Consider the following 26,100-nt stretch of genomic DNA (forward strand, 5'->3'; position numbering starts at 1 on the left):
TCATTCGCACGGGCAACAGTTGAGGGGCCGGCCACCTCCAACGGCCGGCCATCATTCAACCGGAGGTCCAATTCGTGCACGCGTCCCCAACTCCGAAACCAGCCTGGCTGTCCCGGCCCCTGCGCCTGACCGGCGGGGCTCTGGCCCTGCTGGCTGCCGGCTCCATGCTCGGCCCCGCCGCCACCGCCGCTCCCGCCCCCGTCGACACCGACTGGGCTACCTCGGCCTACCGGGGAGGCATCGACGTCGTTGATGCCCCGGATGCCGACCAGCAGACCCTCGACGGCACCGTCTTTGATGACAAGAACAAGAACTCCAAGCAAGACGTCAACGAACCGGGCCTGCGCGGTGTCACCGTCTCGAACGGCCGCGACGTCGTCGCCACGGACAGCCATGGCCGCTACGAACTGCCGGCGTTCGACAACATGACCGTCTTCGTCACCCAGCCCCGCGGCTACCAGGTGCCGGTGGACGACGACAACGTCGCCCAGTTCTTCTACCACCACCTGCCGGAGGGATCCCCCGACCTGAAGTTCGGCGGCATCGCCCCGACCGGGGCGCTGCCTGACAAGGTTAACTTCCCGCTGGCCAAAAGCAAGCTCACTCAGTCCCCGGAGCAACACTGCTCATTCGGGGCCGACATACAAACCTATAACCAAAAAGAGGTGGAGTTCGCGCAGCACGGTGCCTTCGCCGACCTGGCCGCCCGCTCAGACTATGCCGGCTGCGGCGCGCTCTTCATCGGCGACATTGTGGGCGATGACTTGTCCCTCTTCGAGCAGACCCGGGAACTGACCGCCAAGCTTAACGGCCCGGCCCGCTTTCTGCCCGGCAACCACGACCTCGACTTCGACGCCCTCGACGGCGAGCACGAGTTTGACACTTACCGCAGCCAGTTCGGCCCGGAATACTACTCGTACGACGCCGGCAAGGCCCACGTCGTCGCCCTGAGCAACATCGAATATCCGACGGCGATCCCCGCGAAGAAGAGCAATTACACGTACGCCCTCGGCGAGCGCCAGCTTGAATGGCTGCGCCAGGACATCGCGAAGGTGCCCAAGGACCGGGTGATCGTGCTGGCCGGCCACAGCCCGCTGCTCGAGTTCTACTACAGCGACTCTCACACCACGAAGCAGCTCCAGGCGATTTACGGGATACTCGAGGGCCGCGAAGTCGTTTCCCTGGGCGGGCACACCCACATGTCGGAGAACCTCCGGGAGGGCGACCTCATGGCCGGCTGGCGCGACGAGCTCGGCGACACGGGGCTGCCGTTCACCCACTTGACCGTCCCGGCAGTGTCCGGCCATTGGTACAACGGCCGGGTGCTCGCGGAGGGCTTCCCCACCGCCATCCAGCGTGACGGGACCCCTCCCGGCATCCTGACCCTGGATATCAAGAACACGGAGGTCCGCGAGCGTTTCACAGCCACCGGCGACGATGGCTCCGACCAGATGGCTCTGGGCATCAACTCCCCCGCCTACCGTGCCTGGTTCGACGAATACAAGAACCAGCGTGGCAAAGCCCCGTCCCCGGAGAACCCGAACGCGGTGGCCCAGGGCGAACTCGGGGAGACCTGGCTGACCACCAACTTCTGGATGGGCTCCACCGGCTCCAACGTGAAGGTCTCCATCGACGGCGCCGAAAGCACCGAAGCCACGCGCACCCAGTCGATGACCGCCGACGACGTCCCGCTGATTGGTGCCGAGTACACCGATCCCACCGCCACCATCGAGCAGTTTGTGCACGGCGGCGGCCTGCACGACCGCACCTCCCACCTGTGGCGACTCGAACTCCCGGCCAACCTGGCCGTCGGCGAGCACACCGCCACGGTTACCGCGACCGACGTGCACGGCCGCGAGTTCACCGAGACCATCACCTTTGAGGTCGTCGAGTAACCCTGCCTCACATCCGACGGCGGGTGGTCGCCTGACGCAGCCACCCGCCGTCGCTGGTTTCCGCCGGTCGGAGAGGGCCCTCAGGCGGTCGCGGCCTTGACGAGCGCCCCGACCTTCTCCTCCACCGCCCGGGTCCACTCCACTAGCGCGAACGAGACCGGCCACATCGGTCCGTCGTCGAGCGAGGCCGCATCGTTGAATCCGAAGGTCGCGTAGCGGGCCTGGAACTTGGCCGCGCCCTGGAAGAAGCAGACGACCTTGCCGTCCGTGTTGGCGTATGCAGGCATCCCGTACCAGGTCTTGGGCAGAAGCCCGGGCGCGTTCGCGGTGACGAGCGCGTGAATGCGTTCCGCGAGGACGCGGTCGGCGTCGGGCATCTCGGCGATGGCGTTGAGCACGGCGCGCTCGTTGTCGGCCTTCTTCTGGCCGCTGCGCCCCTGCGCCTTCAGCTCTTGGGCCCGCTCCTTCATGGCGGCGCGCTCGGCCTCCGAGAAGCCGCCCGCATCGGACTTCTGGTTGGCGCTCATCTCGATCTCCCTTGTACGAATCACGACCGACAGTAGCAGCCGCTTGGGGGCGCGGGCTTCTCCAATTCTGCTCGGTCCGTGAAAAACGTAGCCGTCGGCGGGCAATCTGATATACGGTGCAGCGATACCTCGCGGCTACAGGGGCGGGGCTGGTTAACGGAAGGCGCGGGGACATCATGGACGACGCACAGAACCGCCAGGACCTGACCCGGCAAATCGACCAGCGCCGTGATGAGATCAGGGCTTTTCTTCGCCGTGCCCGTCCCAAACGCAACCGCCTGACCAATGTCAGCGTCGTCGGGAGCTCGGTCGTCGCCGCGTTGACGGCGGGCCCGGGCTTCGGCCAGAACAATTTCAACACGGCGGTGGCGGGCGCTTTCTCGCTATCCAGCACGTCGATCGTCTGGCAGGTCATCTGCATCCTGGCGTCGATCCTCTCCCTTGCCGCCGCGATTGCGTCCGGCCTTGCCAATTCCCGCAACAGCGCGGATCAGATCTCGACGGCCGAGTCCGCCAGCGCGCAACTCGACGGGCTGCTGACGGCCCTGAAGTACGGCCAACTGCCGGTGGGCGACGCAGCGCGGCTCTATCAGGAGTACAGCTCGAAGGCAGCCTTCATCGACTAGCCGCTCCGCGGCGGTGTCGGCGCATCGGCCCGTGCGCGGGGCTGCCTGAGGCCGCAGAGGCGGCGGTGTCGGCCCAGCGACGTGCGCTCGCGGCTACCGCACGCCTTTGATTTTGACCACGAAGACCGCGCCGAGCAGCCCGATCACGGCCGACAGCACGAACAGCGCCGTGTAACCGCCGAGGTAGAGCACGGTGGGGGCGGCGATCAACGGGGCAATCACCTGCGGCGACGAGGCGGCGATGTTGATGACGCCCATATCCTTGCCCCGGTCGGCGGCGCTCGGCAGCACCTCCGTGAGCAGGGCGAAGTCGACGGCCAGGAACATGCCGAAGCCCGCGCCGAGGACCATGGCCGCGCCGACCACGGCCGGCCACGCGGGCGTGATGGCCACGATGACCGATGCAGTTGCGATGGTGACCGAGGACGCGATGACGAACGGCTTGCGGCGCCCCACCCGGTCGCTCAGAGGTCCGCCCACGACCGCCATCACCACCACCATGGCCGCATAGACTCCGGTCAGCAGCAGCACGCCGGCGGCCGGGTCCGGATGCCCCACGGCGTCCTGGAGGAAGAAGAACAAGTAGAGGGTGAAGATGTTGTTGCCCAGATTGACCAGGAAGCGGGTCAGCCACGCCCAGCCGAAGTCGGGGTGCTTGGCCGGGGAGATCCAGAAGCCCTTCAGGAAGCCGGGCCAGGCGAAGGGCGGGCGGTCGGCCTTCCGCAACGGGGTGTCCCGGCCGGCAATCACGAACGGCATGATGCTGGCCAGCAGGAAAACGGCGCAGTAGATGTAACCGAGGACGAAGCCGCCGGCCAGATTGGCCAGCACCGCGCCCATCACAATGCCCAGCGTCTGCCCAATGGCGGCCAGCCCGCCGATCTGGCCGCGCTGCCGCCGCGGCACGCGGTCCGGGATGCTGGCCGTAACGGCCGCGTAGGCGCCGTTGCACCCGGCCTGCACCAGGCACCAGCCGATCACCATCACCGCGATGTTGGGGGCGCCGGACAGCAGCAACAGCGCGGCGAAGCCCAGGACGCCGCCGGCCAGCGCCCACGGCACGCGTCGTCCGAACCGGGAGGTGGTGCGGTCGCTCAGCGCCCCGAAGATCGGATTGGCGACCAGGGACACGGCGGCGCCGAAGCCGGTGGCCATCGCCAGGACGGCTTCCTTGTTCACGGCATCGAACGCCTGCGACTGCTGGGCCAGCAGCACCTGCAGCGGGCCGAAGAACGCCGCATTGATGCCCAGGTTGGTCAGCACGACGGCGGTGACCCAGCCGGGCCGGACCTTGGTGGTGGGTTCCCGGAACGCCGCGGGAAGGTCGAGCGCCGGCACAGGATCGCGCGGTTCCTGGACGGACATGGCGACAACCCTCCTCACCGACGGCGCGGCCTGACCGCGGTCCCTGTTGTTGCAACAGCGTACAGCCGCCGCCGCGCCGGCCGGTAAGACCATGCCGCGGCTGCCGGCAGTAACCCGCAGCGGTGGCCGGCTGATATCCAGGACGTGGCACGTGAGAGCGCAACCTGCGCCCTCCTGCGGCGGCCGGTTGACGACTGCGCGGGACGTCAGCCGGCGGAAGCAGCGGCACGCTGTCTGGCCAGCTTTTTCAGCCCGTGCGAGACCTGGACCGGCTCCGGCCAGCGCGGCGCCAGATTGTCCCCCAGCGTGACGCCCCTGAGCTTGCGGCCGAACATCGGGACCACCCATTCCTGCAGCCAGTCGCGCTCGCGCCGGAGTGCCGCGCGCCAGCCCGCCCGCACCGGAGGTTCCGGCCGCTTCAGCCTGAGTGTGTGCGCCACGCCGAGGGCCTCCAAGACCCTGGCCGCCATGTACTTGTGCCCCAGCGCGGACATATGCAGCCGGTCCGTGTCCCACATCCTCCGGTCCTGATAGAGGTCGAACGCCCAGTGGTCCACCAGCACCGCCCCGTAACGCCGGGACAGGTCCCGGACGGCCTCGTTGAACACCCAGTTGCGCCGCCGCATCGGCTCTAGGACGGGCGGGAGCATGACCTCAAAGCCGGTGAAAAGGATCAAACGCGCACCCGTTTCGGCCAGCCGGCGGACGGCGGATTCGTACTCCGCCAGGAGTTCCGGCATGCTCCGCTTAAGCTCCAAAATGTCGTTGCCGCCGGCATAAAAGGAGACCAGGGTTGGCTGCATCTCGATGGCCGGTTCCAGCTGGTCCGCGATGATCTGGTGGAGCCGCTTGCTGCGTACCGCCAGGTTTGCGTAGCGGAAGTCCGGGTCCTGCTTGCCCAGCTGCTTGGCCACCCGGTCGGCCCAGCCGCGCACGCCATTGGGAAAATTGGCGTTGTAGTCCCCCACGCCCTCGGTAAAGCTGTCGCCCAGCGCCACGAATAGTCCGCCCATCTGCCGAAGACTAGCGGCGCCGGGCGACGCACCGGCAAACACGCGGTGAAGTCCGCCGCTGTGCCGGCCAGGTTGTCCGCGGTTATGAGTCCCGGGCGAGCGGGCAGTTTCCCGCCTGCCGTCAGCTGGGGTCGGGAACCAGCTCCGGCGGCTCGAAGATCCACGGCTCAACCGGCAGGGCATCGGGCCGGAACTCGGACAGCAGCTTGGGCAGCGGGACGTCCGGCAAGCCCAGCGAGGCCAGCAACAGGCCGCGCACCGCGGCCGCGTCCAGCCCGGCCAGCTCGAGTGCGCCCAAGGTCACCGCGCCGTCGCGCTTGGCCAGGCGCCGCCGTCGTTCGTTGAGGACCAACGGCACATGTACGTATTCGACCGGCGGCAGCCCCAGCAGCGAGGCGAGGTATGCCTGCCGCGGGGCGGAGGTCAGGAGGTCGTCGCCGCGCACCACTTGGTCCACGCCCTGGGCTGCGTCGTCCACCACCACCGCCAGGTTGTAGGCGGGGACGCCGTCGTTTCGCCGCAGCACGAAGTCGTCAACGGCGCCGGTGTAGTCGCCGTGCAGCCGGTCGGGCACCGTATAGCTGGCGGTGGAAGCTCGCAGCCGCAGCGCCGCGGGGCGGAGTTGGCGGCGTTCCTCGCGTTCGGCGTCGGTGAGGTTGCGGCAGGTTCCCGGATACGCCCCCTCCGGAGCATGCGGCGCGCTGGGAGCCTCGGCGATCTCGCGCCGCGTGCAGAAGCATTCGTAGAGCAGGCCGGCCTCCGCCAGCTGTCCGAGCGCGTGGCGGTAGACCGCGGCGCGGTCGGTCTGGCGCACGACCTCGCCGTCCCAGTCCAGGCCGATGGCCGCCAGATCCGCCAGTTGCCGGGCCTCGAACCCGGCCCGCGCACGGTCCAGGTCCTCCACCCGTATGAGGAAGCGGCGGCCGGTGCCGCGGGCGAAGAGCCAGGCGAGCAGCGCGGTGCGCAGGTTGCCGACGTGCAGCTCACCCGAGGGGCTGGGCGCGAACCGACCGGCGGGACTCTGGGCTGCTGCTGGCACGTCCCCACGGTAGCAGGCCGCTCCCCGCCCGCCGGGGTGTTGCCGCGCCTATTAGGCTGGTGCCATGAGCACACCCGACTCCCGCATGGAAACCCCGATTGCCGTCACCGGTGCCACCGGCGAGCTGGGCGGCATGGTCGCCAGGATGCTGGCGGAGCAGAACCTTTCACAGCGGCTGATTGTCCGCGACCCGTCGCGTGCACCGCAGCTGCCCGGGTCGACGACGGCGACTGCCGGCTATGGCGACAAGGCCGCCGTCGTCGCCGCGCTGCAAGGTATCGAGACAGTGTTCATGGTGTCTGCCGCCGAAGCCGAGGACCGGCTGCAGCAGCATTTCACCTTCATCGATGCCGCCATCGACGCCGGCGTGCAGCACATTGTCTACACCTCGTTCATCGGTGCGACCGAGGACGCAACGTTCACGCTGGCCAGGGACCACTACGCGACCGAGGAGAAACTGCGCGGAACCGGCCTGAAGCACACGCTGCTGCGCAACAACTTCTACGCAGACGTCCTGCCGTCATTTGCCGACGAATCGGGCCTGATTCGTGGTCCGGCGGGGGACGGGAAGGCGGGCTTCGTGGCCCGCGAGGACGTAGCCAGGGCGGCCGCGACCATCCTGGCCGAACCGATGCCCCATGCCGGCTTCACCTATGAGCTGACCGGCCCGGAGTCGGTGACCCTGGCCGAGGCGGCGGCGGCCATCGCGGAGGCAACGGGCCGTCCGACGTCATTCCTCAACGAAACGGTGGAGGAGGCCTACGCGAGCCGGGCGCACTACGGCGCGCCGGACTGGCAGCTGGATGCCTGGGTCAGCACCTACACGGCAATTGCCGCCGGGGAACTGGACCTGGTGACCCACGACGTGGACCTGCTCACCGGGCGGCCGGCGCTGAGCCTGCGGGAGCTGTTCGGCGTCCGCGACTGAACTGCGGGAGCTGTTTTGCACGACTGAACCGGCGTCCGCGACTGAACCAACACCCGGGCAGGCGCCGACGGTGCCGCCCGGAAGCCCGCGCCCGGAACCCTGCGCGCCCCTGAACGTGGAGCGTGAACGTGGAGCTTAGGCGTTCCAGAGTCCGTAGGAGTCCGCGAGCGATGAAATCTTTTCGGCGCGGGCGAGCCGCGGCAGGTAGGAACCGTCGCCCACCACCGCGCCGGCGGCGTGCGCGTCGAGGAGTTCGTGCGCCCACTTGATCTCCGACTCGCTGGGTGAGAGTCCCTTGTTGATGGTGTCGGCGGCGTCGGTGAGCAGGCAGAGCTTGCCCGTCATGCCCATGGACGCCGTCACCTTGCACGCTTCCAGCAGTTCCTCGCCGAGCGCGCCGACGGTCGGGCCATCGATGGGGCCCGGCAGTTGGCCCACGCGGGAGGCCACCACCAGCCGGGAACGGGCATACGCCAGGGCCATCGGAGAATCGCTGGCCCCGGTGTCGCGGCGGAAGTCGCCCACGCCGAAGGCGAGGCGGAAGGTGCCCGGCGCGCGGGCGATGTCGGTGGCGTTCTCAATGCCGACGGCGGATTCGATCAGGGCGAGCACCGGGGTGCCGGCCTGCAGCCGCATGGCCGTGTGCGTGACCTGCTCGGGCCTTTCCGTCATCGCCAGCATGACGCCGCGCAGGCCCGGCGCCTTGGACAGAGCGGCCAGGTCGTCCGCCCAGTAGTCGGTTTCCATGCCGTTCACGCGCACCCAGGCGGTCATGCCGGTGGACAGGGCCTCCACCACCCGTTCCCGCGCCGCGGCCTTGCCCTCCGCCGGCACGGCATCTTCCATGTCGAAAATGACGGAGTCTGCTTCAGAGGCGAGCGCCGGCCCGAAATTCGCTTCGTCCGCCGCCGAAGCCAAAAGCCAGGAGCGAGACAATTTTGCGGGAAGGGCGGCAGCACGGCGGTTTCTTAAAGCGGACATACCCCTAGCCTAATGTTTCCGCCGCCGGGGCCACCAATGCAGGGGCGAATGCCGATGAGGCAGGCGCCACGTGCGCCCGCGCCGGAGGTTAACCGCCGTCAGAGAGAGCCGGGCGGCGTCCGCGCCGCCGGCGGGCCAGAACGATGACGGCGACCACCGCTGCTGCCAGCAGCACTACGACGGCCATGCCCAGCGGGGACCCGGCGGCCGCGGCCAGCCAGGCGTTGAGGGCGGCCAGGCCCACGGTGGCGTACAGCACCGCCCACAGCACCGAGCCGACCACGACGGCCGGCAAATATCTGCGCAGCGGCATCCGGCCAAGGCCGGCCGTCGCGTTGACCGCGGTCTGAACGCCCACCGTCAGGAAGCAGAGCGCGACGGCGAGGGCTCCCCAGCGGGCGATAAAAGCCTCCGCGCGGCGCATGGCCGGCGAATCCAACTGCCGGACCAGACGGGTGTGCCGCCCGCCGGCGGCCACTCCCCTGCCGGCCCAGTACGTGGCGTTGGCGCGCAGCATCACGATCACGAACAGCGCGCTGACCGCGTATCCGAAGGGGAGGCTGGCGATGTGCTCCATGTCAGGTCGCAGGCACCGGCCGGTGCGCGGCGTGCGCAGCGCCCCTCAATCCGGCGTAGAACGGTCTGCCCACGATGGTCTCCTCGGGAGTCGGCGGATGTTCACTTCCGCGGACGGCGCACGCTGTCCGTCGCGAACAGCAGTTTACGCTTACCTGACGCCGGGTAGTCGGGGAATGTCCATGGCCGCAGCCGGGTCGTCGGGGGAAGGTCAACGCCCGCCGCCGGGCCGCCGGGGAATCCCAACGGCTGCCGGCAGACACGTCCACGCCAACAACGACGGCGCCGCACGCCTTCCCCGGTGCGGGCCGGGAAGTGTCTTACGCTGTCCCCATGGCCCAGCTGACTCCCCGCACCACCGATGCCCTCCCGGCCGCCCAGGCGCAGCGGCTGCAGCGGGCGCTCGACGAGAGCGCCGACGTCACCGTCTTCGTGAACGGCACCACGGTGAAGCTGCCCGCCCAGGCCGCGGACGCCGTCGTCGATATGCTCCGCCGCTTTGCCCACGGCGATGCGGTGATGGTCAGCTCCGCAGTCGAACTGCTGAACACCTCGCAGGCGGCGGAGGTGGCCGGCGTGTCGCTGACCTACATGCGCCGCCTGACCGACGCCGGGACCATTCCGGTCCAGTACCGCGGGACGCACCGGCGGATCCTGCTCTCCGACGTGTTGGCCTGGCTGGAGACCCGGACCGCCGCACGCGACGCAGGTTCTGCCGACGCCGCCTCCGCGGGTTAGCGGACTCTTCCCGCTTGGCCCGGGGGAATCAGCGCCCTGCGGCATCCGCTTCTCCGTCTGCCGCCGGCTGCGGCCGGCACCCGGGGTGCACAGCCGACACGATCACCCCTAGGCTGGGTGCCACGGGCCCGGGACCGGGTCCTGAAGGACAACCAGAGGAGACTGTGACCGTGGCCGACCTGCTTGCTCCGCTCGTGACCCTCCGCAACGGGGCCAAGATGCCGCTGCTGGGACTGGGAACCTGGCCCCTGGACAATGCGGAAGCCGCCCGGACGGTCGAAACTGCGCTCAACCTGGGCTACCGGCTGTTCGACACCGCGGAAAATTACCGGAACGAGGAAGGCGTCGGCGAGGGGTTCCGCCGCAGCGGGCTTGACCGCTCGGAAGTCTTCATCACCACCAAGTTCAATAAGCGGTGGCATAGCGTCGACGGCGCGCGGCAGGCCTGCGAGGCCAGCGCCCGCCGGCTGGGCGTCGACTACGTGGACCTGCTGCTGATCCACTGGCCAAACCCCGGGCAGGACCGCTACGTAGAGGCCTTCGAGGGGCTCACCCGTTTGCTGGAGGACGGGAGCGTGCGGGCCATCGGCACGTCCAACTTCAAACCAGCGCACCTGCAACGGCTCTTCGACGCCGGACTGGTACCCGAGGTCAACCAGATTCAGCTGAATCCCCGGCACACCCGCGGGGATCTGGTGGAGCTACACCGCCAGCGCGGCATCGTCACGGAGTCCTGGAGCCCGCTCGGGAAAGGCGGGGACCTGCTGCGGGAGCCGGCGGTTCAGTCGCTGGCCGGCAAGTACGGCAAGAGCCCGGCCCAGATCGTGCTCCGCTGGCACACCCAGCTGGGGCATGTGCCCATCCCCAAGTCCGCGCACCCGGACCGGCTGGCCGAGAACTTCGCCATCTTCGACTTCATGCTGGAGGCCGGCGAACTGGCCCGGATCTCCGCCTTGGACCGGGGCACCGCGGACATCACCGACGCGGACATTTTCGGCCACTAGGCGGCCGCTGGACGGCCTAGGCGGCGCTGCTTCGGCTTGGCCTGCACCGGCACGCATTAATATGCAAAGGAATGAATTCTGACGGGTCTGTGTTGCGCCTAGTGACACCGGTTGTAATTCGACGGTGTCCACCGCAGCCGGTCGTGGCGCTGGATAACCGCAACGGCGGGCTGGAAGCAGTACAAAGGAGACATTAATGACTGTGCAGGACAAGGTCGCTCTCGTAACCGGCGCCGGCCAAGGCATTGGGCGGGCCATCGCTCTTCGTTTGGCCGAAGACGGCTTCAACGTCGCCATCGCCGATATCGAGCCGCAGCGCGCCAAGGGCGAGGCTGTCGCGGCGGAGATCGAAGGCCTCGGGCGCAAGTCCGTTTTCGTGGCAGCCGACGTCGCCAAGAGGGACGACGTCGTCGCGGCTGTCGACACGGCAGCCGACCAGCTCGGCGGATTCGACGTCATCGTTAACAACGCAGGCATTGCCCAGGTCAAGCCAGTTCTTGAAATTAGCGAGCAGGAACTCGACCAGATTTTCAACGTGAACGTCAACAGCGTGGTCTGGGGCATCCAGGCTGCGGCCGCCAAGTTTGAAGAGCTCGGCCACGGAGGCAAGATCATTTCGGCTGCCTCCATCGCGGCCATCCAGGGCTTCCCGATCCTCAGCGCCTACTCCGCCTCCAAGTTCGCCGTGCGCGGCTTTACGCAGGCGGCGGCACAGGAGCTGGCACCCAAGGGGATCACGGTCAACGCCTACGCGCCCGGCATTGTCGGAACCGGCATGTGGGAGCTCATCGACAAGGAACTCAGCAAGATCAACGGAAAGCCGATCGGCCAGAACCTCAAGGAGAACGTGGAGGGCATCGCCCTCGGCCGGATCGAGACGCCCGAAGACGTGGCAAAGATCGTGTCCTTCTTCGCCGGCCCCGACTCCGACTACGTCACCGGCCAGGTGCTGCTGGTGGACGGCGGCATGCTCTACAACTGATCAGGGCATGCGGGCCTGCCCGCCGCATCACGGCGTGATGGGTGGAAACAGCCCCTGAATTGCGAAGAAAAGGATCAGGCCGGAGCGTTGGGGGTCGCTCCGGCCTGATCCTGTTGGGGGAGGAAGGATGTGGGCACCGACGCAGATGCCGGCGGGCTTTCACCTATTGCCACGCCTGGTCTGCCCACGCGGCGTCGCGCGAGTAGTTGCTGCCGGTGAGGTTCCAGAGGTCATCATCCTGGGCGTGCGCACCCAGCACCCCGACCTGATCCAGTGATGATGCTGTTCCTTCGTTCTTGACATCCGGATCCTTGATGGATTCGGGTCCAATCGACGAGAAACCAAACGGGCTCATTTTGTCCTCTTCTCCAACAACGAGGATTCGACTTCCGGCGACCAGGCCCTGGCGTAGACGCCGAGTGCCGCCTCTTCCCACGTCGTGAACCCCAACCGGTTCATCAGCAGGTGGGCTTGGGAAAACGTCAATTGCTGCGCGCTGCGGCTAACGCGCGCCCGGTCCGCCCGGTACAGGTACGAGTCAAGGGTCCTGATCCAGCGGCGGCGCCAGTTCTGGACGCTGCTTTCGTCCGCTGTCGCTGCCATCAGGCGGTGCATCGGTGCGGTGCGGGCAACCAGTCCTGCGGTGAGGCTGTGGCGCGCCTTGGGAGCCGAACGGCCCAGCTCGGCAGTGGACACGCGAAGATGGTTGTCCCAGCAGTAGTCCCAGGACAGCCTGCCGCGGTCCGGCCACTGTTGCGCCTTCGGCCCATACATCATGGCCCACGCCGCGTCGCAGAGGAGCAGGGAGGCGAGCGCCGAACGTCCTTGGGCCTTGCTGAAACGCTGCGTGGCCCACATGGCCAGTTCGGAGGAAAGTTCGAATACCTCCTCCGCGAGCTCCAGCCCATCGGGTCCCCCAAAACGGTCCAAGTCCGCTTCGGGTACGGGGACGGCGGCATCGGCCGGCGAAAACTGAATGGAATCCCCGCTGCCGAAAGGCAATACGAAGCTTTCCTGGGTCGTGATGCCTGGAAGGATGTCGAGGACCCGGTCCCGGGCCGCCAGCTCGAACCTTTGGAGGCTGTCGAGGATTGGGCGGCGGCCCAGGAACCGGACCTTCAGGTGAGGCCCCATCTGGTCGGCACTGTGGTTGAAGTACCAGCGGCCCACGCCTTCGCGGCGAGCGTGGGCGACCAGCGGTGTAACCAGTTCTCCTATGACTGCGTCGACTACGTCCTGCCTACCCGTGTAAATAGACAGAACCCACCAGTACGATTTAACGTTCACCGAACTTGTTGGGCGGATGGCTGTCAGCTGGCTCATGCGCTACTCCTGGTTCGATGTGCTGGTGGTTGGGGAGGGATAGCCGGCGTCATCCTGGTTACGGAATCAGCACAATGCCGATGAGATGGGGCGGCTTTTTACCAGTCCCAGATATAGGCGGAAGCGGTGGCGTTTTCAGAATGGGGAACCGGTCCTAGATCGGCGGCTACTGCCGGAGTGGCCGCAGAGACCGCCCCCAAAGCAACCAGCAGACCTGCCGCGATGCTTGCGATCTTCTTGAACATGTCATTCCCTTCACATGCCTTAGGTTCGTACAGTGACAAATCCAGCCGGGTTGCTCGCCCCCGACATGTTCAAGAGTTCCGTGCTTCTGCTGCGCCTGTCCAGCCAAACTCGTTGCAACATCCGGACATGCCATGATCGTGCCTCACGGCTTGTGCTGTCACGTTCCGGACAGGTAGTCAAAACCGCCTGCCGCCCCGGAAATCCGGGGAAAGGAGCGCCTCCCAAGGATCGTCACTCAAAGGCCGCGAGGTGATGGCATAATGTGGCCATGGCAGGAAGTGGCCGGTCATAAAGGACGCAAGATGGGCCGAAGAAGTGCTTTAGACTGGCCAAAGAGCGGCCGCACCGCACAGGAAACAGCAGGCCCTGCGTGATACGTAAATGGATCAACCGGAGGAGCGCCCTATGCTGAGCGGGACGGCATTCGAGGTCTATGAATACGCCGTGGCCCACCCCGGCTGGACCAAAGAAAGCATGTCCACGGCACTCGGCTACACCATCCGCGACCTTAACATCGCCATCGGCGAGCTGGTCAGCAGGCAATTGCTGCAGCAGCCGGCACCGAATGTCGAATGCTATGTCGCCATCTCCCCCGACGTCGCCCTGTCGCAACTGGTAGATTCCGACGAGCGGCTGCTGATCGACCTGCGCACCAAGATCAGCGGCCACCGTGCGGACATGGCGGCACTCGTGCCCACCTACCTGGCAGCCCGCAAACGGGTGTCGCTGGACTCCTCCGTGGAGGTCCTCGAAGACCCGGGGGTAATCCGCAAGCTGCTGGTGGACTATGGCCGGGACGTTTCCGAGCAGGTGCTGATCAGCCAGCCGGGCTCCGGTGCCTCCGCGGATGTCCACGAAGAGGGCATCCAAAAGGACATCGAACTCCTCAACCGCGGGGTCGTCCGCAAGAACATCAGCCACGCCAGCACCCTGGACCACGTGCCCACGCGCAAGGCGGTCGCCGCGATCTCGCCGGCCGGCGGCGAGTACCGAACCCTGCCTTACGTGCCGCTCAAGATCATGATCTTCGACCGCAACCTCGCCCTGATCGGTCGCCAACTGCATCCGGAAGACCGCGGCGCGCTGGTGGTGCGCGACTTCAACCTGATCCAGGTCTTCATCAACCTGTTCCACGTGGCCTGGGAGCTGGCCGATCCCTACGTTGTGGACGGGCAGGAAAACGGCGCCTCGGATCTCAACGGCATCCAGCACTCCATCCTCAACGCCATGGCCGCCGGGTACTCGGACGAGGTGATCGCCCGGAGGCTGGACATCAGCGTCCGCACCTGCCGACGCCACATTGCCTGGATGCTGGAGCAGCTCGGCGCGGAAAGCCGATTCCAGGCCGCGCTCAAGGCCCGGGACGCCGGCTGGCTCTAGCCCGGGCAGCACTAATAGAAAACTTCTGTTTCCTATCCCGTAACGTCCCGGGCTATCCTGTGTGAGTGACTTCACAGGATGCAGACCTTTCCGAAACCCTGCCCACCGAAACGGAAGTGGCGCTGGAACGCGCCACTGCGGCGCACCGGCACCAGCACCTGTTCTCCCAGCGCGCCGCCAACATCAAACAATCGGCCGTCCGCGACGTCTTCGACATCTCGATGCGCCCCGGGTTGGTTTCCCTGGCCGGCGGCAACCCCTACCTGCAGTCCCTGCCGCTGGAGAAGATCGCCGGCATGGCGCAGCGGCTGATCGCCGAGCATGGGATGACCGCCCTGCAATACGGCGGCGGCCAGGGTACCCAGGACCTGCGGCGAAAGATCTGCGAGGTCATGGCGCACGAAGGCATCACCGGCGTGGATCCGGAGAACGTCGTCGTCACGGCGGGTTCCCAGTCCGCACAGGACGTGGCCGCCAAAGTCTTCTGCAACCCCGGCGACGTGGTGCTGTGCGAGGATCCCACCTACGTTGGCGCGCTGAACACCTTTGAGGCCTACGAGGTCCAGGTGGAGCCGGTGTTAATGGACGAACACGGTCTCGTCCCCTCGGAACTCCAGCGCCGCATCGAAGAGCTGCAGGGCGAGGGCCGCAGCATTAAATTCCTCTACACCATCCCCAGCTTCAACAATCCCTCCGGCATCACGCTGGCCGCCGAGCGCCGGCAGCAGATCGTGGACATCTGCCGCGAGGCCGGCGTCCTGGTGCTCGAGGACAATCCCTACGGCCTGCTGCGCTTCGACGGCGAGCCCTTGCGGCCGCTGCGCGCGGACAATCCCGACGACGTGGTCTACCTGGGCTCCTTTTCCAAGATTCTGGCACCGGGCCTGCGGATCGGCTGGGCGCTGCTGCCCGACCACCTGCAGCGGAGCTTCTACCTGGCCAACGAGGCCGTCACCCTGTGCCCGCCCACCCTGAACCAGATGCTGATTTCCGCTTACCTGGAGGAACACGACTGGGTGGGGCAGATCGATACCTACCGACGGTTGTACGCCACCCGATGCGCCGCCATGTTGTCGGCGCTGGACGAATTCATGCCCGACGGGACCACCTGGACCGAACCCGACGGCGGCTTCTTCGTCTGGATCACCCTTCCGGAGGGCGTCGACACCTACCCGCTGCTCTACGACGCGATCGAGGCCGGCGTGGTCTTCATCCCGGGGGCGGCGTTCAGTCCCTCCGAGGAGCCGTCACGCCAGCTGCGGCTGGCTTTCAGCGCCGTGCCCGAAGAGGCCATTCGCGAGGGCGTGCGGCGGCTTGCGCCCGTCCTCGCAAAGGCTATGGCCGGCGCCGGTTCTTGAAATAGCGGTAGTACGCGTAGCGGCCGGCGAAATACAGGCCGATCACGATGAGGATCCGCAGGATGGGGTGCAGTCCCGGCATCAGCCAGATCATGACGTAGCTGAGCAGGAAGACGGCCGCCATGGCCCACAGGGTGCCCTTCCAGTCGATCCTGGGCACGCCTGAGTCGTTGCGCTGACCCGAGGGCCTGTTGTTACTCATGCTCCCAGTCTTTCACAGCCGGAACGCCACCCTTGGCGGTCCGTCAGGGCAGGAGGTCGTTGATCGCTGCAGAGCGGATCCCGGACGCCGTCCTCCGAGGAGACACCACGGCCGCGGTCAGGCGCAGACCAGGATGCCGTCCAGGTCGGCGTGGACCGTGGCGCCCGGCCGGAACAGCACGCCACCGATCTCGACGGGAACGTCTGCTTCCCCGCTGGCGTCCTTGGCACTCTTCCGCGGGTTGCTGCCGAGCGCCTTGACGCCGAGCGGCAGCCGCGCGAGGGCCGCCCGGTCCCGGATCGCCCCGTTGATAATTACCCCGGACCAGCCGTTGGCCACGGCGGCCGCGGCGATCATGTCCCCCATCAGGGCCGTCTCCAGCGAACCGCCGCCATCGACCACCAACACGGCGCCGTGGCCCGGGGAGTTGAGGACGGATTTCACCAGCCCGTTGTCCTGGTAACACCTGATGGTGCGGACCGGCCCGCTGAACGACGCCCGGCCGCCGAAGTTGCCGAACTGGAGCGACAGCGACGCCAGTTCGTCGCCGCGCTGGTCGTACAGGTCCGCCGTCGGGATCACTGTAGGTTCTGCCCCGTGGGTCGCTGCGCTGCCCGCTGTCTCAATCACCTGATGGTGCTCCTCCTCGCCACACCGCGATCATAACCAACCGCGGCCCGGCGGGCGTCCGCGCGCGGGACTGAGTCCCTCCGGCATGCGGCGGCGGCGCCGTTAACCCAGCATGCCGCGGCGCACCGTCAATCCAGCAGCAGCGCCGGTTCCTCCATGATCGCGGCGACGTCTGCCATGAACCTGGCGGAAAGGTCGCCGTCCACCACGCGGTGGTCGAACGATCCGCCCAGCGTGGTGATCCAGCGGGGAATGACTTCGCCGGAGACGACCCACGGTTTCTGCCGGATGGTGCCGAACGCGACGATGGCGACTTCGCCCGGGTTGATGATCGGGGTGCCGATGTCGATTCCCAGCGCGCCGATGTTGGTGATGGAGAGGGTGCCGTTCTGCATGTCGGCGGGCTTGGTCTTGCCGGCACGGGCCGTGGTCGCCAGGTCGTTGAGGGCTACCGCGAGCTCCTTGAGCGAGAGGTCCTGGGCGTCCTTGATGTTCGGAACCAGCAGGCCGCGGGGGGTGGCGGCGGCAATGCCGAGGTTCATGAAGTGCTTGACGTGGATTTCGTCGCCGGACTCCGTCTCCACCCAGCTGGCGTTGACGTTCGGGTTGCGTGCGGCGGCCCAGATGACGGCCTTGGCCAGGATGAGCAGCGGCGAGACCCTGACGCCTTCGAAGTCGCGGGACTTCTTCAGCCGCTGGACGAACTCCATGGTCCGCGAGGCATCCACATCCACGAAGATGCTCACGTGGGGGGCGCTGAAGGCCGACTCGACCATGGCCTTGGCGGTCGCCTTGCGCACGCCCCTGACCGGGACCCGCTCGATCCGGTTGTCCAGTCCCTTGCGCGGGGCCCAGAACGTCGGCGCAGCTGCCTGCTCGGCCTCGCGCTGGGCCTGGTAGCTGAGCAGATCCTGCTTGGTGACCTCGCCCCCCTTGCCCGTGGGGGTGATGTCCGCCAAGTTGATGCCAAGGTCCTTGGCGGCCTTGCGCACCGGCGGCTTGGCGAGCACCCGGGTCAGCAGCCGGGTGACGACTGCCTGGACGGCTTCGCCTCGGGCATGCCCGGCACCGACGGCGGGAGCCGCTCCGGGAACCGCGGAGTCGTCGTCGGCGGGAACCGGCGGAACGTGCTGGGCCTGGCCGTGCGGCTCGGGCAGATGGATCTCCGCGGCGGGTACGTCCCCGCCGCCGGAGCGGGCCGCGGAAGGGCGCGCCGCCGTCGTCGTAGTGGGAGGGGACGCGGAGGCGCTGCCGCGGCGCGGGCGCCGCCTGACCGGATCGGCCTTGGGGCCGGAGCCGACCAACGGCCCGCCCTCGGCGGTGGCCTCGGGCACGGGCTGGTCCGGAACGGGGGCCGCGGGGCGCACCGGAGCGGCAGGCCGCTCCGGGACGGCCGACTGCCGGGCGGCGCCTTCGGCGGCGACGGCGAAGATCGGGGTGCCGACCTCCACGGTCTGCCCCTCCGGCACGAGCAGCTCCGACACCACCCCCGCGTAGGGGCTGGGCAGCTCGACCAGTGACTTGGCCGTCTCGATCTCCACGATGACGTCGTTGACCGCCACGGTGTCCCCCGGTTTGACCTTCCAGGACACGATTTCGGCTTCGACCAGTCCCTCGCCGACATCCGGGAGGTTGAAAATCTGCGTGTTCGACATGGAAACTCCGATATCAGTAGGCGAGCGAACGGTCGAGGGCCTCGAGCAGGCGGTCGATGTCCGGCAGGTACTGTTCCTCCACCTTCGCCACCGGGTAAGGCATATGGAAGCCGCCGACCCGCAGCACCGGCGCCTCCAGGCTCAGGAAGGCGCGTTCGCCGACCCGCGCGGCGATCTCCCCGCCGATGCCGCCGAAGGTCGGGGCTTCGTGCGTGACGATCAGGCGCCCGGTCTTCTCCGCCGACGCGGTGATGGTCTCGAAGTCGATCGGCGAGATGGAGCGCAGGTCAATGACCTCCACGCTGTTGCCGTCCTCTTCCGCCGCCTTCGCCGCGGCCAGGGCGACCGGTACCAGCGGCCCGTAGGCGACGATCGTCGCGTCGGTGCCTTCGCGGACGACCTGGGCGCTGAAGGCGTCGCGGCCGGCCGATTCGGTGTCCACCTCGCCCTTGAGCCAGTAGCGGCGCTTGGGTTCGAAGATGATGACCGGGTCCTGGCTGGCCACTGCCTGCTGGGTCATCCAGTAGGCATCGTGCGGGTTCGAGGGGGTGATGATGCGCAGGCCGGGAGTATGCGCGAAGAGCGCCTCCGGGGACTCCGAGTGGTGCTCGATGGATCCGATGCCGCCGCCGTAGGGGATGCGGACGACGACGGGGGCCGACAGGAGTCCGGAGCTGCGGGTCCGGATCTTGGCCAACTGGGTGGTGATCTGGTTGAACGCCGGGAAGACGAAGCCGTCGAACTGGATCTCGCAGATCGGCCGGTAGCCGCGGAAGCACAGCCCGATGGCGGTGCCGAGGATGCCGGACTCGGCCAGCGGGGTGTCGACCACGCGGTCGGCGCCGAACTCGGCCAGGAGTCCTTCGGTGACCCTGTAGACCCCGCCGAGCTTGCCGATGTCCTCGCCCATGACCAGCGTCTTCGGATCATTGGCCAGGGCCTCGCGCAGCCCGCTGGTGATGGCCTTCGCGATCGTCATGGTGGTCATCAGCGGGCCTCCCCGGCGGCGTTGTCTTCGGTGGCGTAATCGGCGAAACCGGCCTGGTACTGCCGGTGCCATTCCAGTTCCTCGCGGACCAGCGGGTGCGGATCGGCATAGACGTTGGCGAAGTGGTCCTCGAAGTCCGGGGCCTCCATGGCCAGGACGTCGGCGCGGGTGGTTGCGGCGAGCTTGTCGCCTTCGGCGGAGACCTCGTCGAAAAATTCGTCGCCGGCAGTGTTGGTGCTGCGCAGGTACCGTTCCAGCCGGAGCAACGGGTCGCGTTCCCGCCAGCCCTCTTCCTCGGCGGCCTCACGGTATTTGGTCGGGTCGTCGGCGGTGGTGTGGGCGCTCATCCGGTACGTGAACGCCTCGATCAGCACGGGCCCGTTGCCCGAGCGGGCATGTTCAGCGGCCCAACGGGTGACCGCGTGGACGGCCACGACGTCGTTGCCGTCCACCCGGACGCCCGGGAAGCCGTAGCCGGTGGCACGGTTGGAGAGCGGAACGCGGGACTGAACTTCCGTCGGCACGGAGATGGCCCAGTGGTTGTTCTGGCAGAAGAACACCACCGGCGACTGGTTGGAGGCGGCGAACACCATTGATTCGTGGACGTCGCCTTCCGAGCTGGCCCCGTCGCCAAAGTACGCAACGGCCACGCCGTCGTCGCCGTCGCGCTGGATGCCCATGGCGTAGCCGACCGCATGCAGGGACTGGGCGGCCAGCACCAGCGTGTAGAGGTGGAAGTTCGTCTCCCGCGGGTCCCAGCCGCCCTGGCTGACGCCTCGGAAGAGCTTGAGCACGCGGGACAGGTCCAGGCCACGGGTGAGGGCGACGCCGTGCTCCCGGTAGGTCGGAAACACATAGTCCTGCGGTTGCAGCGCGCGGCCGGAGCCGATCTGTGCCGCTTCCTGCCCGAGCAGGGGTGGCCAGAGCAGCAGCTGGCCCTGCCGCTGCAGGGCGGTGGCTTCCTGGTCGAACCGGCGGACCAGCGCCATATCGCGGTACATGCCGCGAAGCGCCTCGCCGTCGAGGTGGGCTGCGTAGGGGCTGTACTTCGCATCGTCCCGGACGGTTCCGTCTGGGGCCATCAGCTGCACCAGCGCGGGCGCGTCCGAGGGGTCGCTGGATACCAGCGACTGTTCCAGTTCTTCGATGTCGAATTCCGAGGCGGGCAGGTGCTCAGCGCCCATACGAACTCCTCGCCGATCCGCTGCCCTGCGGCAGAGATCTTCGCTGTTCATATATGCCGGGCCGGGAATACATTCCTGACCCGGCATATATCTGTCGTTTATCTCGTCCTAGCCTAATGGCAGGTGCCGTGCGGACCGGTCACATTACCGTCAGGAAACGCCCGGGCCGTTTGTATAGTTCTCACAGAGCGCCAGGAAGCGGCTGTTGGCTTCGACTTCACCGATGCTGACCCGCACGCCCTCGCCCGCGAAGGCCCGCACGGACAGTGCCTGCCGGCCCGCCAGCTCCGCGAACTCCTGCGCCCGATCGCCCAGCGGCAGCCAGACGAAGTTGCCCTGCGTCTCCGGGATCTTCCAGCCGAGCATGTTCAGCCCGGCGACCACGCGGTCCCGTTCGTCGACGAGGCTTTGTACCCTTTCTACAACTTCGTCGTAGTGGCGCAGCGAGGTGATGGCCGCATGCTCGGCCAGGCTCGATACGGCGAACGGGGTGGCAGCCACGCGCAGGTGCCGGGTGATCTCCGGCTGCGAGATGGAATAGCCCACCCGGAGGCCGGCCAGACCGTGGGCCTTGGAGAAGGTCCGGAGCACCACCACATTGGGGTACTTCTTGTACATGGCCACGCCGTCCACCACCTCCGGGTCGCGGACGAACTCCGTGTAGGCCTCGTCGACGACCACGATGATGTCGTCCCGCACGCTGCGGACAAAGCCTTCCACTTCCGCCGCCGTCAGGGCCGGTCCGGTCGGGTTGTTCGGCGTGCACAGCAGGATGACCTTGGTCCGGTCGGTCACGGCATCCAACATGGCGTCCAGGTCATGCGAGCCGTCGGACCGGTTGGGAATCTGCACGCTGCGGGCACCGGAGAGGCCGACCATGATCGGGTAGGCCTCGAAGGACCGCCACGCGTAAATTACCTCGTCTTCGGTGCCGTCCTCGTGCTGTCCGGCAAACGTCTGCAGGATCTGCACCAGGGCGCCCAAGCTTCCGGCGCCGGTGACCACGTCGTCGGCCGGGACATTCAGGAACCGGCCGAGTTCGGTCCGCAGCGCGGTGCACAACGGATCGGGGTAGCGCATGATGCCCGTCGTCTGCGCGTTCACGGCTTCCAGCACGGCTGGCAACGGAGGCAGCGGGTTTTCGTTGGAGGACAATTTGTAGGATTGCAGTCCTTGGATCGCAGCCGGCGGTTTGCCGGCAGCATATTTGGGCAGCCTGTCGAGCACGGGCCGGGGGTGGATTTGGCCCGACGCACCTGCTGCCGGAACCGCAGCTTCCTTGATGGGGTTCTCAGGAGGAGTCATGCCTTAAAGGATACGTGCGCCGTTGACCGGGTTTTCCGCGCCGCTGCAGCCTGGATGTGGCAGCATACACGCATGGGAAAGTTCATTGTGCGGGTCCTCGTCAACGCGCTGGCGCTGTGGGTGGCGAGCTGGATCCTGCCCGGCCTGGCCATCGAGGCCTCCGCAGCGGCCGACGTCGCCGGCAACGAGTCCCTGGGCACGGTGCTGGCCTACCTTTTCGTCGGTCTGATCTTCGGCCTGGTCAACGCTATTGTCCGGCCCATCATTTCCTTCCTTTCGCTGCCCGTCACCATCCTGACGCTGGGCCTGTTCACCATCGTCATCAACGCGCTGATGCTGGTGCTGACGGCCTGGCTGTCCAGCTTCACGCCGGTCGAGTTCGTCGTCGATTCCTTCTTCTGGACGGCGATCCTCGGTTCGCTGATCATCAGCCTGGTCTCGCTGGTAGTGGGCACCCTGACCCGCACCCGCTGACTCGCCGCTGACTCCGGGGCGGCACCTACCCCTGCCCGCCCCCGCCTGCCGGCGGCGGCCCCTTGCGGCGGCCCGGGATGGCGGCGCGGGACGGCTTTGACCCGTCAAGCTGCGACCGGCGCAGGCTGAACAGATGCTGCCGGGCGGTGCCGCCGGCGAGCGCAGCGCCCAGGAATGCCGTCGCGTCGCGCACCGACGGATCCGGACTGGCGTCGATGTTGCGGGCCGCCCGCACGTAGTTCCCGAGGTCATGCCCGGGTCCCAGCCCGGCGCCCTCGCCCGCAGGGGTGGCCGCGGGATCGGTCAGGGTCACGGTGACCCGTTCGCGCCGGTCCGGATTCGGCCTGGCGTCGGTGCCCGGCACCCAGTCTTGGGCGTGCTCCAGGTGAACGCTCCGGACGCCCGGGCCGGGGTTGATGCCGGCCACCGGCGAGCCGGCCGTCAGGACGAAGCCCACGTTGTGATTGGCCAGGAAGGCGGGATCGGCGGCAAGGTTCATGGCATGGATGCCGCCCTGGCTGTATCCGACCAGCATCACCAAATCCTCTGCGCCGGCCCCGGCTTCCCCGAGGGCCTGCGACACGGCGGCCGAGACGAACGCGCTCCTGCCGGCGACCGCTTCGGCGATGCCGGTCTCATCGAACGGGTTGGCGGTTGCCTCGGCCAAGCCCGCGGCCTGGGTGCCCGGCAACGCGACGACCCACCGCTTCCGGCCGCCGGGGGCGGATACTTCGAGCACCTCCACGGTGCCGTCACCGGCGCCGTCCGCGCTGGCCGTCCGGTGGAGCAGCCCGGCCAGGGACGCCGGCGCGGGACCGATCTCTTCGGTCGCCGGGGCCGCGCGTGCAACCTTGATGGCGTCGGCCCGGAGCAGCCCCGCCTGCCGCGCCGCGGCGACCAGCAGCGGGGCCAGGTGTTCGGTGGCCGGGTTGTTCCACGGACCGCCCTGCCGGCCGTCCCGCAGCAGCATCCCAGCCGCCGGGCCGCCCAGCGCTCCTGTCACCGCTGCCGGAAACTGGCCGAGCAGCCGTTCGCCGCCCGCCCGGGTCGGCCGCCCCTCGTTGACGGCCATGCCGAGCGGAACCGTCGCCCACCAGGTGGCCGAGTCGACCGCCTGCAGCGCGGCGGAGACGGCCTGCTCGGTTGCCAAATAGGTCCCGTGTGCCAACCGCACCTTTCCGGCTAAAGCCCCAACGCTGTCCGCAAGGGCCGCCAACGATCCCGCGGCGGCCTGGACTGCCGTTTCGGCCGCCCACCGCTCCGGCAGCAGCGTCCAGCGCGGATCGGCCAGCAGCAGTTGCACCGACAGGAGCTCGCGCCACAGGTCGCCGATGGTGGCGGCGGCCGACTCCAGCCGGACGGCTGCCGACGCCAGCTCCTCCCACTCAAACGCGATGCCGCCGATGCCGCCGGCAACCCGATAGCCGGCGTACCGGCGGGACCCGGTGCCGCCTTCCCACCACCGGGCCCCGCCGGGCAGCCAGTCGTCGTCAGCCATCGTGCATCTCCGGCACAGGCCGTCCGGATCCCGGACGTCACGACCGGGGGCCGTACATCGCGGCCGCCGCCGTTTGGGCCGCGCCGGCAGCCGCCTCCGCCGCACCGACGGCCGCTGCCGCGAGCCTCAGCAGTTCTGCCGCCTCCGCCATCCCGGTGCGGTACTCGTACAGCCGCGCCCTGAAGGCCTTGCCGGCCGGCGAGACCCAGGCCGCGGCCGCGCCGGCCAGGTCCGCCCGCACGGACAGCAGTTCCTGCTCACAGGAAAGCAGCCGGCCGGGGGCCGGCCCCCATCCCGGGTCCGCCGAACCGCCCGGCCCGGCCTCCGCCGTCGCCGTTTGCCAAAACATCACCCTGGCCTCCTTTGCGCCTCGACTTCCTCCGAGGCTAGGGCCGCGTCGTCCGCGGGGCCTGACGCAGACCGGCTATGTGCATGAGGGAGAACGCGGCGCCGCTGTGCAGGCGAAGTCGCACGGAAAGCGGCGGCATGGGACATGAAAGAATAGGGCCATGGCTGAAACTTCCCGTGTTCCCTTGGCAGAAGTCACCCCCGCTATCGCACTCGGTCCGTTGGACGGGCGGTACCACCAGGCGGTTGCGCCGCTGGTTGACTACCTCTCCGAAGCCGCGCTGAACCGCGATCGCGTGCATGTGGAGGTGGAGTGGCTGATCCACCTGGCCAACCAGTCCGTACTGCCCGGGGCGGGACCGCTGACCGGGGAGCAGCAGTCGGCGCTGCGCAAAATCGTCACCGACTTCGACGGAAATGCCGTGCGCGAACTGGCGGAGATCGAAGCCGTCACCGTCCACGACGTGAAGGCCGTGGAGTACTTCATCGGCCGCCGACTCGGCCAGCTGGGCATCGAGAACCTCACCGCCATGGTGCACTTCGGCTGCACCTCGGAGGACATCAACAACCTCTCCTACGCGGTGGGAGTGAAGGGGGCCGTGGAACAGGTCTGGCTGCCGGCCGCCCGCGCCCTGGTCGAGCAGTTCGCGGCCATGGCCCGCGAGCACCGCGACGTGCCGATGCTCTCGCGCACCCACGGACAGCCCGCCACCCCCACCACGCTCGGCAAGGAGCTGGCGGTCATCGCCCACCGCCTCACCCGCCAGCTGGACCGGATTGCCCGCACCGAGTACCTGGGCAAGATCAATGGAGCCACCGGCACGTATGCGGCGCACTACGCTTCTGTTCCCTCGGCGGACTGGCAGGCCGTCTCGAAGAGCTTCGTCGAGGGCCTGGGCCTGGCCTGGAACCCGCTGACCACCCAGATCGAGTCGCACGACTGGCAGGCCGAGCTCTACTCCGACATCGCCCGCTTCAACCGGATCCTGCACAACGCCTGCACGGACATCTGGAGCTACATCTCCATCGGCTATTTCGCCCAGATCCCCGTCGAAGGAGCCACCGGCTCGTCCACGATGCCGCACAAGGTCAACCCGATCCGCTTCGAAAACGCCGAGGCGAACCTGGAGATCTCCAACGGCCTGCTGGACACCCTGGCGGCCACCCTGGTCACCTCCCGCTGGCAGCGCGACCTCACCGACTCGTCCTCGCAGCGGAACATCGGTGTCGCCTTCGGGCACTCGCTGCTGGCCATCTCCAACGTTGCCAAGGGCCTGGACCGGCTCAGCGTTCCCGCCGAGGTGCTGGCGGCGGACCTGGACCAGAACTGGGAGGTGCTCGGCGAGGCCATCCAAATGGTCATGCGCGCCGAAGCCATCGCCGGGGTCGAAGGCATGGAGAACCCGTACGAGCGGTTGAAGGACCTCACCCGCGGCCACCGCGTCGACGCCGAGCGCATGAAGGAGTTCGTCTCCGGCCTGGGCCTCTCCCCCGACGCCGAGAACCGCCTGCTCGCGCTCACCCCGGCCAACTACAACGGCATCGCCGGCAAGCTGGTGGACCACCTGCACTGACCCTCCGCTGGTTCTGCCGACGACGGCGGCGGTCGCCTTCCGCGGGGAAGGCGACCGCCGCCGTCGTCGTCGTCTGCAGGACCATGGCTGATGGCCCGGATCAGTGACCCCACTCACCAAATTCGTCGTTTGGTGATGGGTGGGTCTAGAGTCATTACTACGCCGCGGGGTGGAGCAGTTCGGTAGCTCGCCGGGCTCATAACCCGGAGGTCGTAGGTTCAAATCCTACCCCCGCAACGAATGAAGGCCCTCTGACTAGGG

27 protein-coding genes and 1 tRNA gene are annotated in these 26,100 nt (G+C 67.9%); 11 read left to right on the forward strand and 17 right to left on the reverse strand.

Annotation, left to right across the window (positions count from 1 at the left end):
* The first annotated feature begins 74 nt into the window (after window positions 1-74).
* Window positions 75-1,895: a calcineurin-like phosphoesterase C-terminal domain-containing protein gene (locus AC5RTY_RS03860; protein ID WP_494138998.1), complete on the forward strand. Its 1,821-nt coding sequence runs from the start codon at window positions 75-77 to the stop codon at window positions 1,893-1,895.
* Between the two features lie 80 nt (window positions 1,896-1,975).
* Here the strand turns inward: AC5RTY_RS03860 and AC5RTY_RS03865 are convergent, their stop codons facing one another.
* Window positions 1,976-2,422, reverse strand: a complete 447-nt coding sequence (locus tag AC5RTY_RS03865) for an iron chaperone (protein ID WP_494025119.1) — start codon at window positions 2,420-2,422, stop codon at window positions 1,976-1,978.
* A gap of 176 nt (window positions 2,423-2,598) precedes the next feature.
* Between AC5RTY_RS03865 and AC5RTY_RS03870 the strand changes: the two genes are divergently transcribed.
* A complete protein-coding gene (locus AC5RTY_RS03870; protein WP_494025118.1) occupies window positions 2,599-3,048 on the forward strand; it encodes a hypothetical protein in 450 nt (149 codons plus the stop codon).
* 93 nt (window positions 3,049-3,141) lie between these two features.
* Here the strand turns inward: AC5RTY_RS03870 and AC5RTY_RS03875 are convergent, their stop codons facing one another.
* The 3 genes from AC5RTY_RS03875 to gluQRS form a co-directional block, all read right to left on the reverse strand.
* The gene (locus AC5RTY_RS03875; RefSeq protein WP_494138999.1) at window positions 3,142-4,413 is read right to left on the reverse strand and encodes an MFS transporter; all 1,272 of its coding nucleotides are present in this window, start codon (window positions 4,411-4,413) and stop codon (window positions 3,142-3,144) included.
* A 206-nt stretch (window positions 4,414-4,619) separates the two neighbouring features.
* On the reverse strand, window positions 4,620-5,426 hold the full coding sequence (locus tag AC5RTY_RS03880) for an SGNH/GDSL hydrolase family protein (protein ID WP_494139000.1): 807 nt from the start codon (window positions 5,424-5,426) through the stop codon (window positions 4,620-4,622).
* Between the two features lie 121 nt (window positions 5,427-5,547).
* On the reverse strand, window positions 5,548-6,465 hold the full coding sequence (gluQRS, locus tag AC5RTY_RS03885) for a tRNA glutamyl-Q(34) synthetase GluQRS (protein ID WP_494139001.1): 918 nt from the start codon (window positions 6,463-6,465) through the stop codon (window positions 5,548-5,550).
* 64 nt (window positions 6,466-6,529) lie between these two features.
* Here gluQRS and AC5RTY_RS03890 point away from each other — a divergent pair, with 64 nt between their 5' ends.
* Complete coding sequence (locus AC5RTY_RS03890; protein WP_494074602.1) at window positions 6,530-7,393, forward strand: SDR family oxidoreductase; 864 nt, start codon at window positions 6,530-6,532, stop codon at window positions 7,391-7,393.
* A gap of 135 nt (window positions 7,394-7,528) precedes the next feature.
* Here AC5RTY_RS03890 and AC5RTY_RS03895 read toward each other — a convergent pair whose 3' ends face one another.
* Window positions 7,529-8,374: an HpcH/HpaI aldolase/citrate lyase family protein gene (locus AC5RTY_RS03895; RefSeq protein ID WP_494000968.1), complete on the reverse strand. Its 846-nt coding sequence runs from the start codon at window positions 8,372-8,374 to the stop codon at window positions 7,529-7,531.
* 88 nt (window positions 8,375-8,462) lie between these two features.
* Window positions 8,463-8,951 (reverse strand): DedA family protein, encoded by a 489-nt coding sequence (locus AC5RTY_RS03900; protein ID WP_494074601.1) that lies wholly within the window; start codon window positions 8,949-8,951, stop codon window positions 8,463-8,465.
* 332 nt (window positions 8,952-9,283) lie between these two features.
* Here AC5RTY_RS03900 and AC5RTY_RS03905 point away from each other — a divergent pair, with 332 nt between their 5' ends.
* The 3 genes from AC5RTY_RS03905 (at window position 9,284) to AC5RTY_RS03915 (ending at window position 11,674) form a co-directional block, all read left to right on the forward strand.
* The gene (locus AC5RTY_RS03905; protein ID WP_494024139.1) at window positions 9,284-9,688 is read left to right on the forward strand and encodes a helix-turn-helix domain-containing protein; all 405 of its coding nucleotides are present in this window, start codon (window positions 9,284-9,286) and stop codon (window positions 9,686-9,688) included.
* Between the two features lie 170 nt (window positions 9,689-9,858).
* Window positions 9,859-10,692: an aldo/keto reductase gene (locus tag AC5RTY_RS03910; protein WP_494074600.1), complete on the forward strand. Its 834-nt coding sequence runs from the start codon at window positions 9,859-9,861 to the stop codon at window positions 10,690-10,692.
* Between the two features lie 196 nt (window positions 10,693-10,888).
* Window positions 10,889-11,674 (forward strand): acetoin reductase, encoded by a 786-nt coding sequence (locus AC5RTY_RS03915; protein WP_494074599.1) that lies wholly within the window; start codon window positions 10,889-10,891, stop codon window positions 11,672-11,674.
* 163 nt (window positions 11,675-11,837) lie between these two features.
* On the opposite strand, the gene AC5RTY_RS03920 is transcribed toward AC5RTY_RS03915, so the two are convergent.
* The 3 genes from AC5RTY_RS03920 to AC5RTY_RS03930 form a co-directional block, all read right to left on the reverse strand.
* Window positions 11,838-12,029 (reverse strand): hypothetical protein, encoded by a 192-nt coding sequence (locus AC5RTY_RS03920; RefSeq protein WP_494000973.1) that lies wholly within the window; start codon window positions 12,027-12,029, stop codon window positions 11,838-11,840.
* On the reverse strand, window positions 12,026-12,997 hold the full coding sequence (locus AC5RTY_RS03925; RefSeq protein WP_494074598.1) for a lantibiotic dehydratase C-terminal domain-containing protein: 972 nt from the start codon (window positions 12,995-12,997) through the stop codon (window positions 12,026-12,028). Before AC5RTY_RS03925 ends, AC5RTY_RS03920 begins: the two co-directional genes overlap by 4 nt.
* A 98-nt stretch (window positions 12,998-13,095) precedes the next feature.
* The gene (locus AC5RTY_RS03930; RefSeq protein WP_493979969.1) at window positions 13,096-13,242 is read right to left on the reverse strand and encodes a hypothetical protein; all 147 of its coding nucleotides are present in this window, start codon (window positions 13,240-13,242) and stop codon (window positions 13,096-13,098) included.
* A 406-nt stretch (window positions 13,243-13,648) separates the two neighbouring features.
* Between AC5RTY_RS03930 and AC5RTY_RS03935 the strand changes: the two genes are divergently transcribed.
* Entirely contained in the window at window positions 13,649-14,623 is a 975-nt protein-coding gene (locus AC5RTY_RS03935; protein WP_494074597.1) for a helix-turn-helix transcriptional regulator, read from the forward strand.
* A gap of 65 nt (window positions 14,624-14,688) precedes the next feature.
* Window positions 14,689-15,981, forward strand: a complete 1,293-nt coding sequence (locus tag AC5RTY_RS03940; protein WP_494074596.1) for an aminotransferase-like domain-containing protein — start codon at window positions 14,689-14,691, stop codon at window positions 15,979-15,981.
* Here the strand turns inward: AC5RTY_RS03940 and AC5RTY_RS03945 are convergent.
* The 6 genes from AC5RTY_RS03945 to AC5RTY_RS03970 all read right to left on the reverse strand — a co-directional run bounded on the left by AC5RTY_RS03945 (window position 15,959) and on the right by AC5RTY_RS03970 (window position 21,945).
* A complete protein-coding gene (locus AC5RTY_RS03945) occupies window positions 15,959-16,183 on the reverse strand; it encodes a hypothetical protein (RefSeq protein ID WP_494000977.1) in 225 nt (74 codons plus the stop codon). The two genes, AC5RTY_RS03940 and AC5RTY_RS03945, sit on opposite strands and share 23 nt — an antisense overlap.
* A 117-nt stretch (window positions 16,184-16,300) precedes the next feature.
* A complete protein-coding gene (rraA, locus tag AC5RTY_RS03950) occupies window positions 16,301-16,813 on the reverse strand; it encodes a ribonuclease E activity regulator RraA (RefSeq protein WP_494074595.1) in 513 nt (170 codons plus the stop codon).
* 128 nt (window positions 16,814-16,941) lie between these two features.
* Window positions 16,942-18,468: a dihydrolipoamide acetyltransferase family protein gene (locus tag AC5RTY_RS03955; protein ID WP_494074594.1), complete on the reverse strand. Its 1,527-nt coding sequence runs from the start codon at window positions 18,466-18,468 to the stop codon at window positions 16,942-16,944.
* Between the two features lie 13 nt (window positions 18,469-18,481).
* Window positions 18,482-19,456: an alpha-ketoacid dehydrogenase subunit beta gene (locus AC5RTY_RS03960; RefSeq protein WP_494074593.1), complete on the reverse strand. Its 975-nt coding sequence runs from the start codon at window positions 19,454-19,456 to the stop codon at window positions 18,482-18,484.
* Entirely contained in the window at window positions 19,456-20,640 is a 1,185-nt protein-coding gene (gene pdhA, locus AC5RTY_RS03965; protein ID WP_494025108.1) for a pyruvate dehydrogenase (acetyl-transferring) E1 component subunit alpha, read from the reverse strand. Before pdhA ends, AC5RTY_RS03960 begins: the two co-directional genes overlap by 1 nt.
* Before the next feature lie 150 nt (window positions 20,641-20,790).
* Window positions 20,791-21,945 (reverse strand): histidinol-phosphate transaminase, encoded by a 1,155-nt coding sequence (locus AC5RTY_RS03970; RefSeq protein WP_494074592.1) that lies wholly within the window; start codon window positions 21,943-21,945, stop codon window positions 20,791-20,793.
* A gap of 72 nt (window positions 21,946-22,017) precedes the next feature.
* Between AC5RTY_RS03970 and AC5RTY_RS03975 the strand changes: the two genes are divergently transcribed.
* Window positions 22,018-22,419 carry a phage holin family protein gene (locus AC5RTY_RS03975; RefSeq protein WP_494000983.1) on the forward strand — a complete coding sequence of 134 codons (402 nt, stop codon included), beginning with the start codon at window positions 22,018-22,020 and terminating at the stop codon, window positions 22,417-22,419.
* Between the two features lie 25 nt (window positions 22,420-22,444).
* Here AC5RTY_RS03975 and AC5RTY_RS03980 read toward each other — a convergent pair whose 3' ends face one another.
* Together AC5RTY_RS03980 and AC5RTY_RS03985 are read right to left on the reverse strand one after the other, a co-directional pair.
* Complete coding sequence (locus AC5RTY_RS03980; protein ID WP_494074591.1) at window positions 22,445-23,917, reverse strand: hypothetical protein; 1,473 nt, start codon at window positions 23,915-23,917, stop codon at window positions 22,445-22,447.
* Window positions 23,918-23,954: 37 nt separating this feature from the next.
* A complete protein-coding gene (locus tag AC5RTY_RS03985) occupies window positions 23,955-24,269 on the reverse strand; it encodes a hypothetical protein (RefSeq protein WP_494074590.1) in 315 nt (104 codons plus the stop codon).
* 157 nt (window positions 24,270-24,426) lie between these two features.
* Here AC5RTY_RS03985 and purB point away from each other — a divergent pair, with 157 nt between their 5' ends.
* Complete coding sequence (gene purB / locus AC5RTY_RS03990) at window positions 24,427-25,839, forward strand: adenylosuccinate lyase (RefSeq protein WP_494139002.1); 1,413 nt, start codon at window positions 24,427-24,429, stop codon at window positions 25,837-25,839.
* 163 nt (window positions 25,840-26,002) lie between these two features.
* Window positions 26,003-26,076, forward strand: a tRNA-Met gene (locus tag AC5RTY_RS03995).
* The last annotated feature ends 24 nt before the right edge of the window (window positions 26,077-26,100 follow it).

It is taken from the genome of Arthrobacter sp. Y3224055 (genome assembly GCF_059090825.1).

What these genes read in the sequence shown, in the direction of transcription:
- AC5RTY_RS03930 (WP_493979969.1), bottom strand. Translation starts at nt 13,242, where the DNA reads ATGTTCAAGAAGATCGCAAGCATCGCGGCAGGTCTGCTGGTTGCTTTG.
- AC5RTY_RS03980 (WP_494074591.1), bottom strand. Translation starts at nt 23,917, where the DNA reads ATGGCTGACGACGACTGGCTGCCCGGCGGGGCCCGGTGGTGGGAAGGC.
- AC5RTY_RS03880 (WP_494139000.1), bottom strand. Translation starts at nt 5,426, where the DNA reads ATGGGCGGACTATTCGTGGCGCTGGGCGACAGCTTTACCGAGGGCGTG.
- AC5RTY_RS03935 (WP_494074597.1), top strand. Translation starts at nt 13,649, where the DNA reads ATGCTGAGCGGGACGGCATTCGAGGTCTATGAATACGCCGTGGCCCAC.
- AC5RTY_RS03865 (WP_494025119.1), bottom strand. Translation starts at nt 2,422, where the DNA reads ATGAGCGCCAACCAGAAGTCCGATGCGGGCGGCTTCTCGGAGGCCGAG.
- AC5RTY_RS03900 (WP_494074601.1), bottom strand. Translation starts at nt 8,951, where the DNA reads ATGGAGCACATCGCCAGCCTCCCCTTCGGATACGCGGTCAGCGCGCTG.
- AC5RTY_RS03975 (WP_494000983.1), top strand. Translation starts at nt 22,018, where the DNA reads ATGGGAAAGTTCATTGTGCGGGTCCTCGTCAACGCGCTGGCGCTGTGG.
- purB (WP_494139002.1), top strand. Translation starts at nt 24,427, where the DNA reads ATGGCTGAAACTTCCCGTGTTCCCTTGGCAGAAGTCACCCCCGCTATC.
- AC5RTY_RS03960 (WP_494074593.1), bottom strand. Translation starts at nt 19,456, where the DNA reads ATGACCACCATGACGATCGCGAAGGCCATCACCAGCGGGCTGCGCGAG.
- AC5RTY_RS03870 (WP_494025118.1), top strand. Translation starts at nt 2,599, where the DNA reads ATGGACGACGCACAGAACCGCCAGGACCTGACCCGGCAAATCGACCAG.
- AC5RTY_RS03955 (WP_494074594.1), bottom strand. Translation starts at nt 18,468, where the DNA reads ATGTCGAACACGCAGATTTTCAACCTCCCGGATGTCGGCGAGGGACTG.
- AC5RTY_RS03905 (WP_494024139.1), top strand. Translation starts at nt 9,284, where the DNA reads ATGGCCCAGCTGACTCCCCGCACCACCGATGCCCTCCCGGCCGCCCAG.
- AC5RTY_RS03970 (WP_494074592.1), bottom strand. Translation starts at nt 21,945, where the DNA reads ATGACTCCTCCTGAGAACCCCATCAAGGAAGCTGCGGTTCCGGCAGCA.
- pdhA (WP_494025108.1), bottom strand. Translation starts at nt 20,640, where the DNA reads ATGGGCGCTGAGCACCTGCCCGCCTCGGAATTCGACATCGAAGAACTG.
- AC5RTY_RS03945 (WP_494000977.1), bottom strand. Translation starts at nt 16,183, where the DNA reads ATGAGTAACAACAGGCCCTCGGGTCAGCGCAACGACTCAGGCGTGCCC.
- AC5RTY_RS03875 (WP_494138999.1), bottom strand. Translation starts at nt 4,413, where the DNA reads ATGTCCGTCCAGGAACCGCGCGATCCTGTGCCGGCGCTCGACCTTCCC.
- AC5RTY_RS03890 (WP_494074602.1), top strand. Translation starts at nt 6,530, where the DNA reads ATGAGCACACCCGACTCCCGCATGGAAACCCCGATTGCCGTCACCGGT.
- AC5RTY_RS03920 (WP_494000973.1), bottom strand. Translation starts at nt 12,029, where the DNA reads ATGAGCCCGTTTGGTTTCTCGTCGATTGGACCCGAATCCATCAAGGAT.
- AC5RTY_RS03895 (WP_494000968.1), bottom strand. Translation starts at nt 8,374, where the DNA reads ATGTCCGCTTTAAGAAACCGCCGTGCTGCCGCCCTTCCCGCAAAATTG.
- AC5RTY_RS03915 (WP_494074599.1), top strand. Translation starts at nt 10,889, where the DNA reads ATGACTGTGCAGGACAAGGTCGCTCTCGTAACCGGCGCCGGCCAAGGC.
- AC5RTY_RS03925 (WP_494074598.1), bottom strand. Translation starts at nt 12,997, where the DNA reads ATGAGCCAGCTGACAGCCATCCGCCCAACAAGTTCGGTGAACGTTAAA.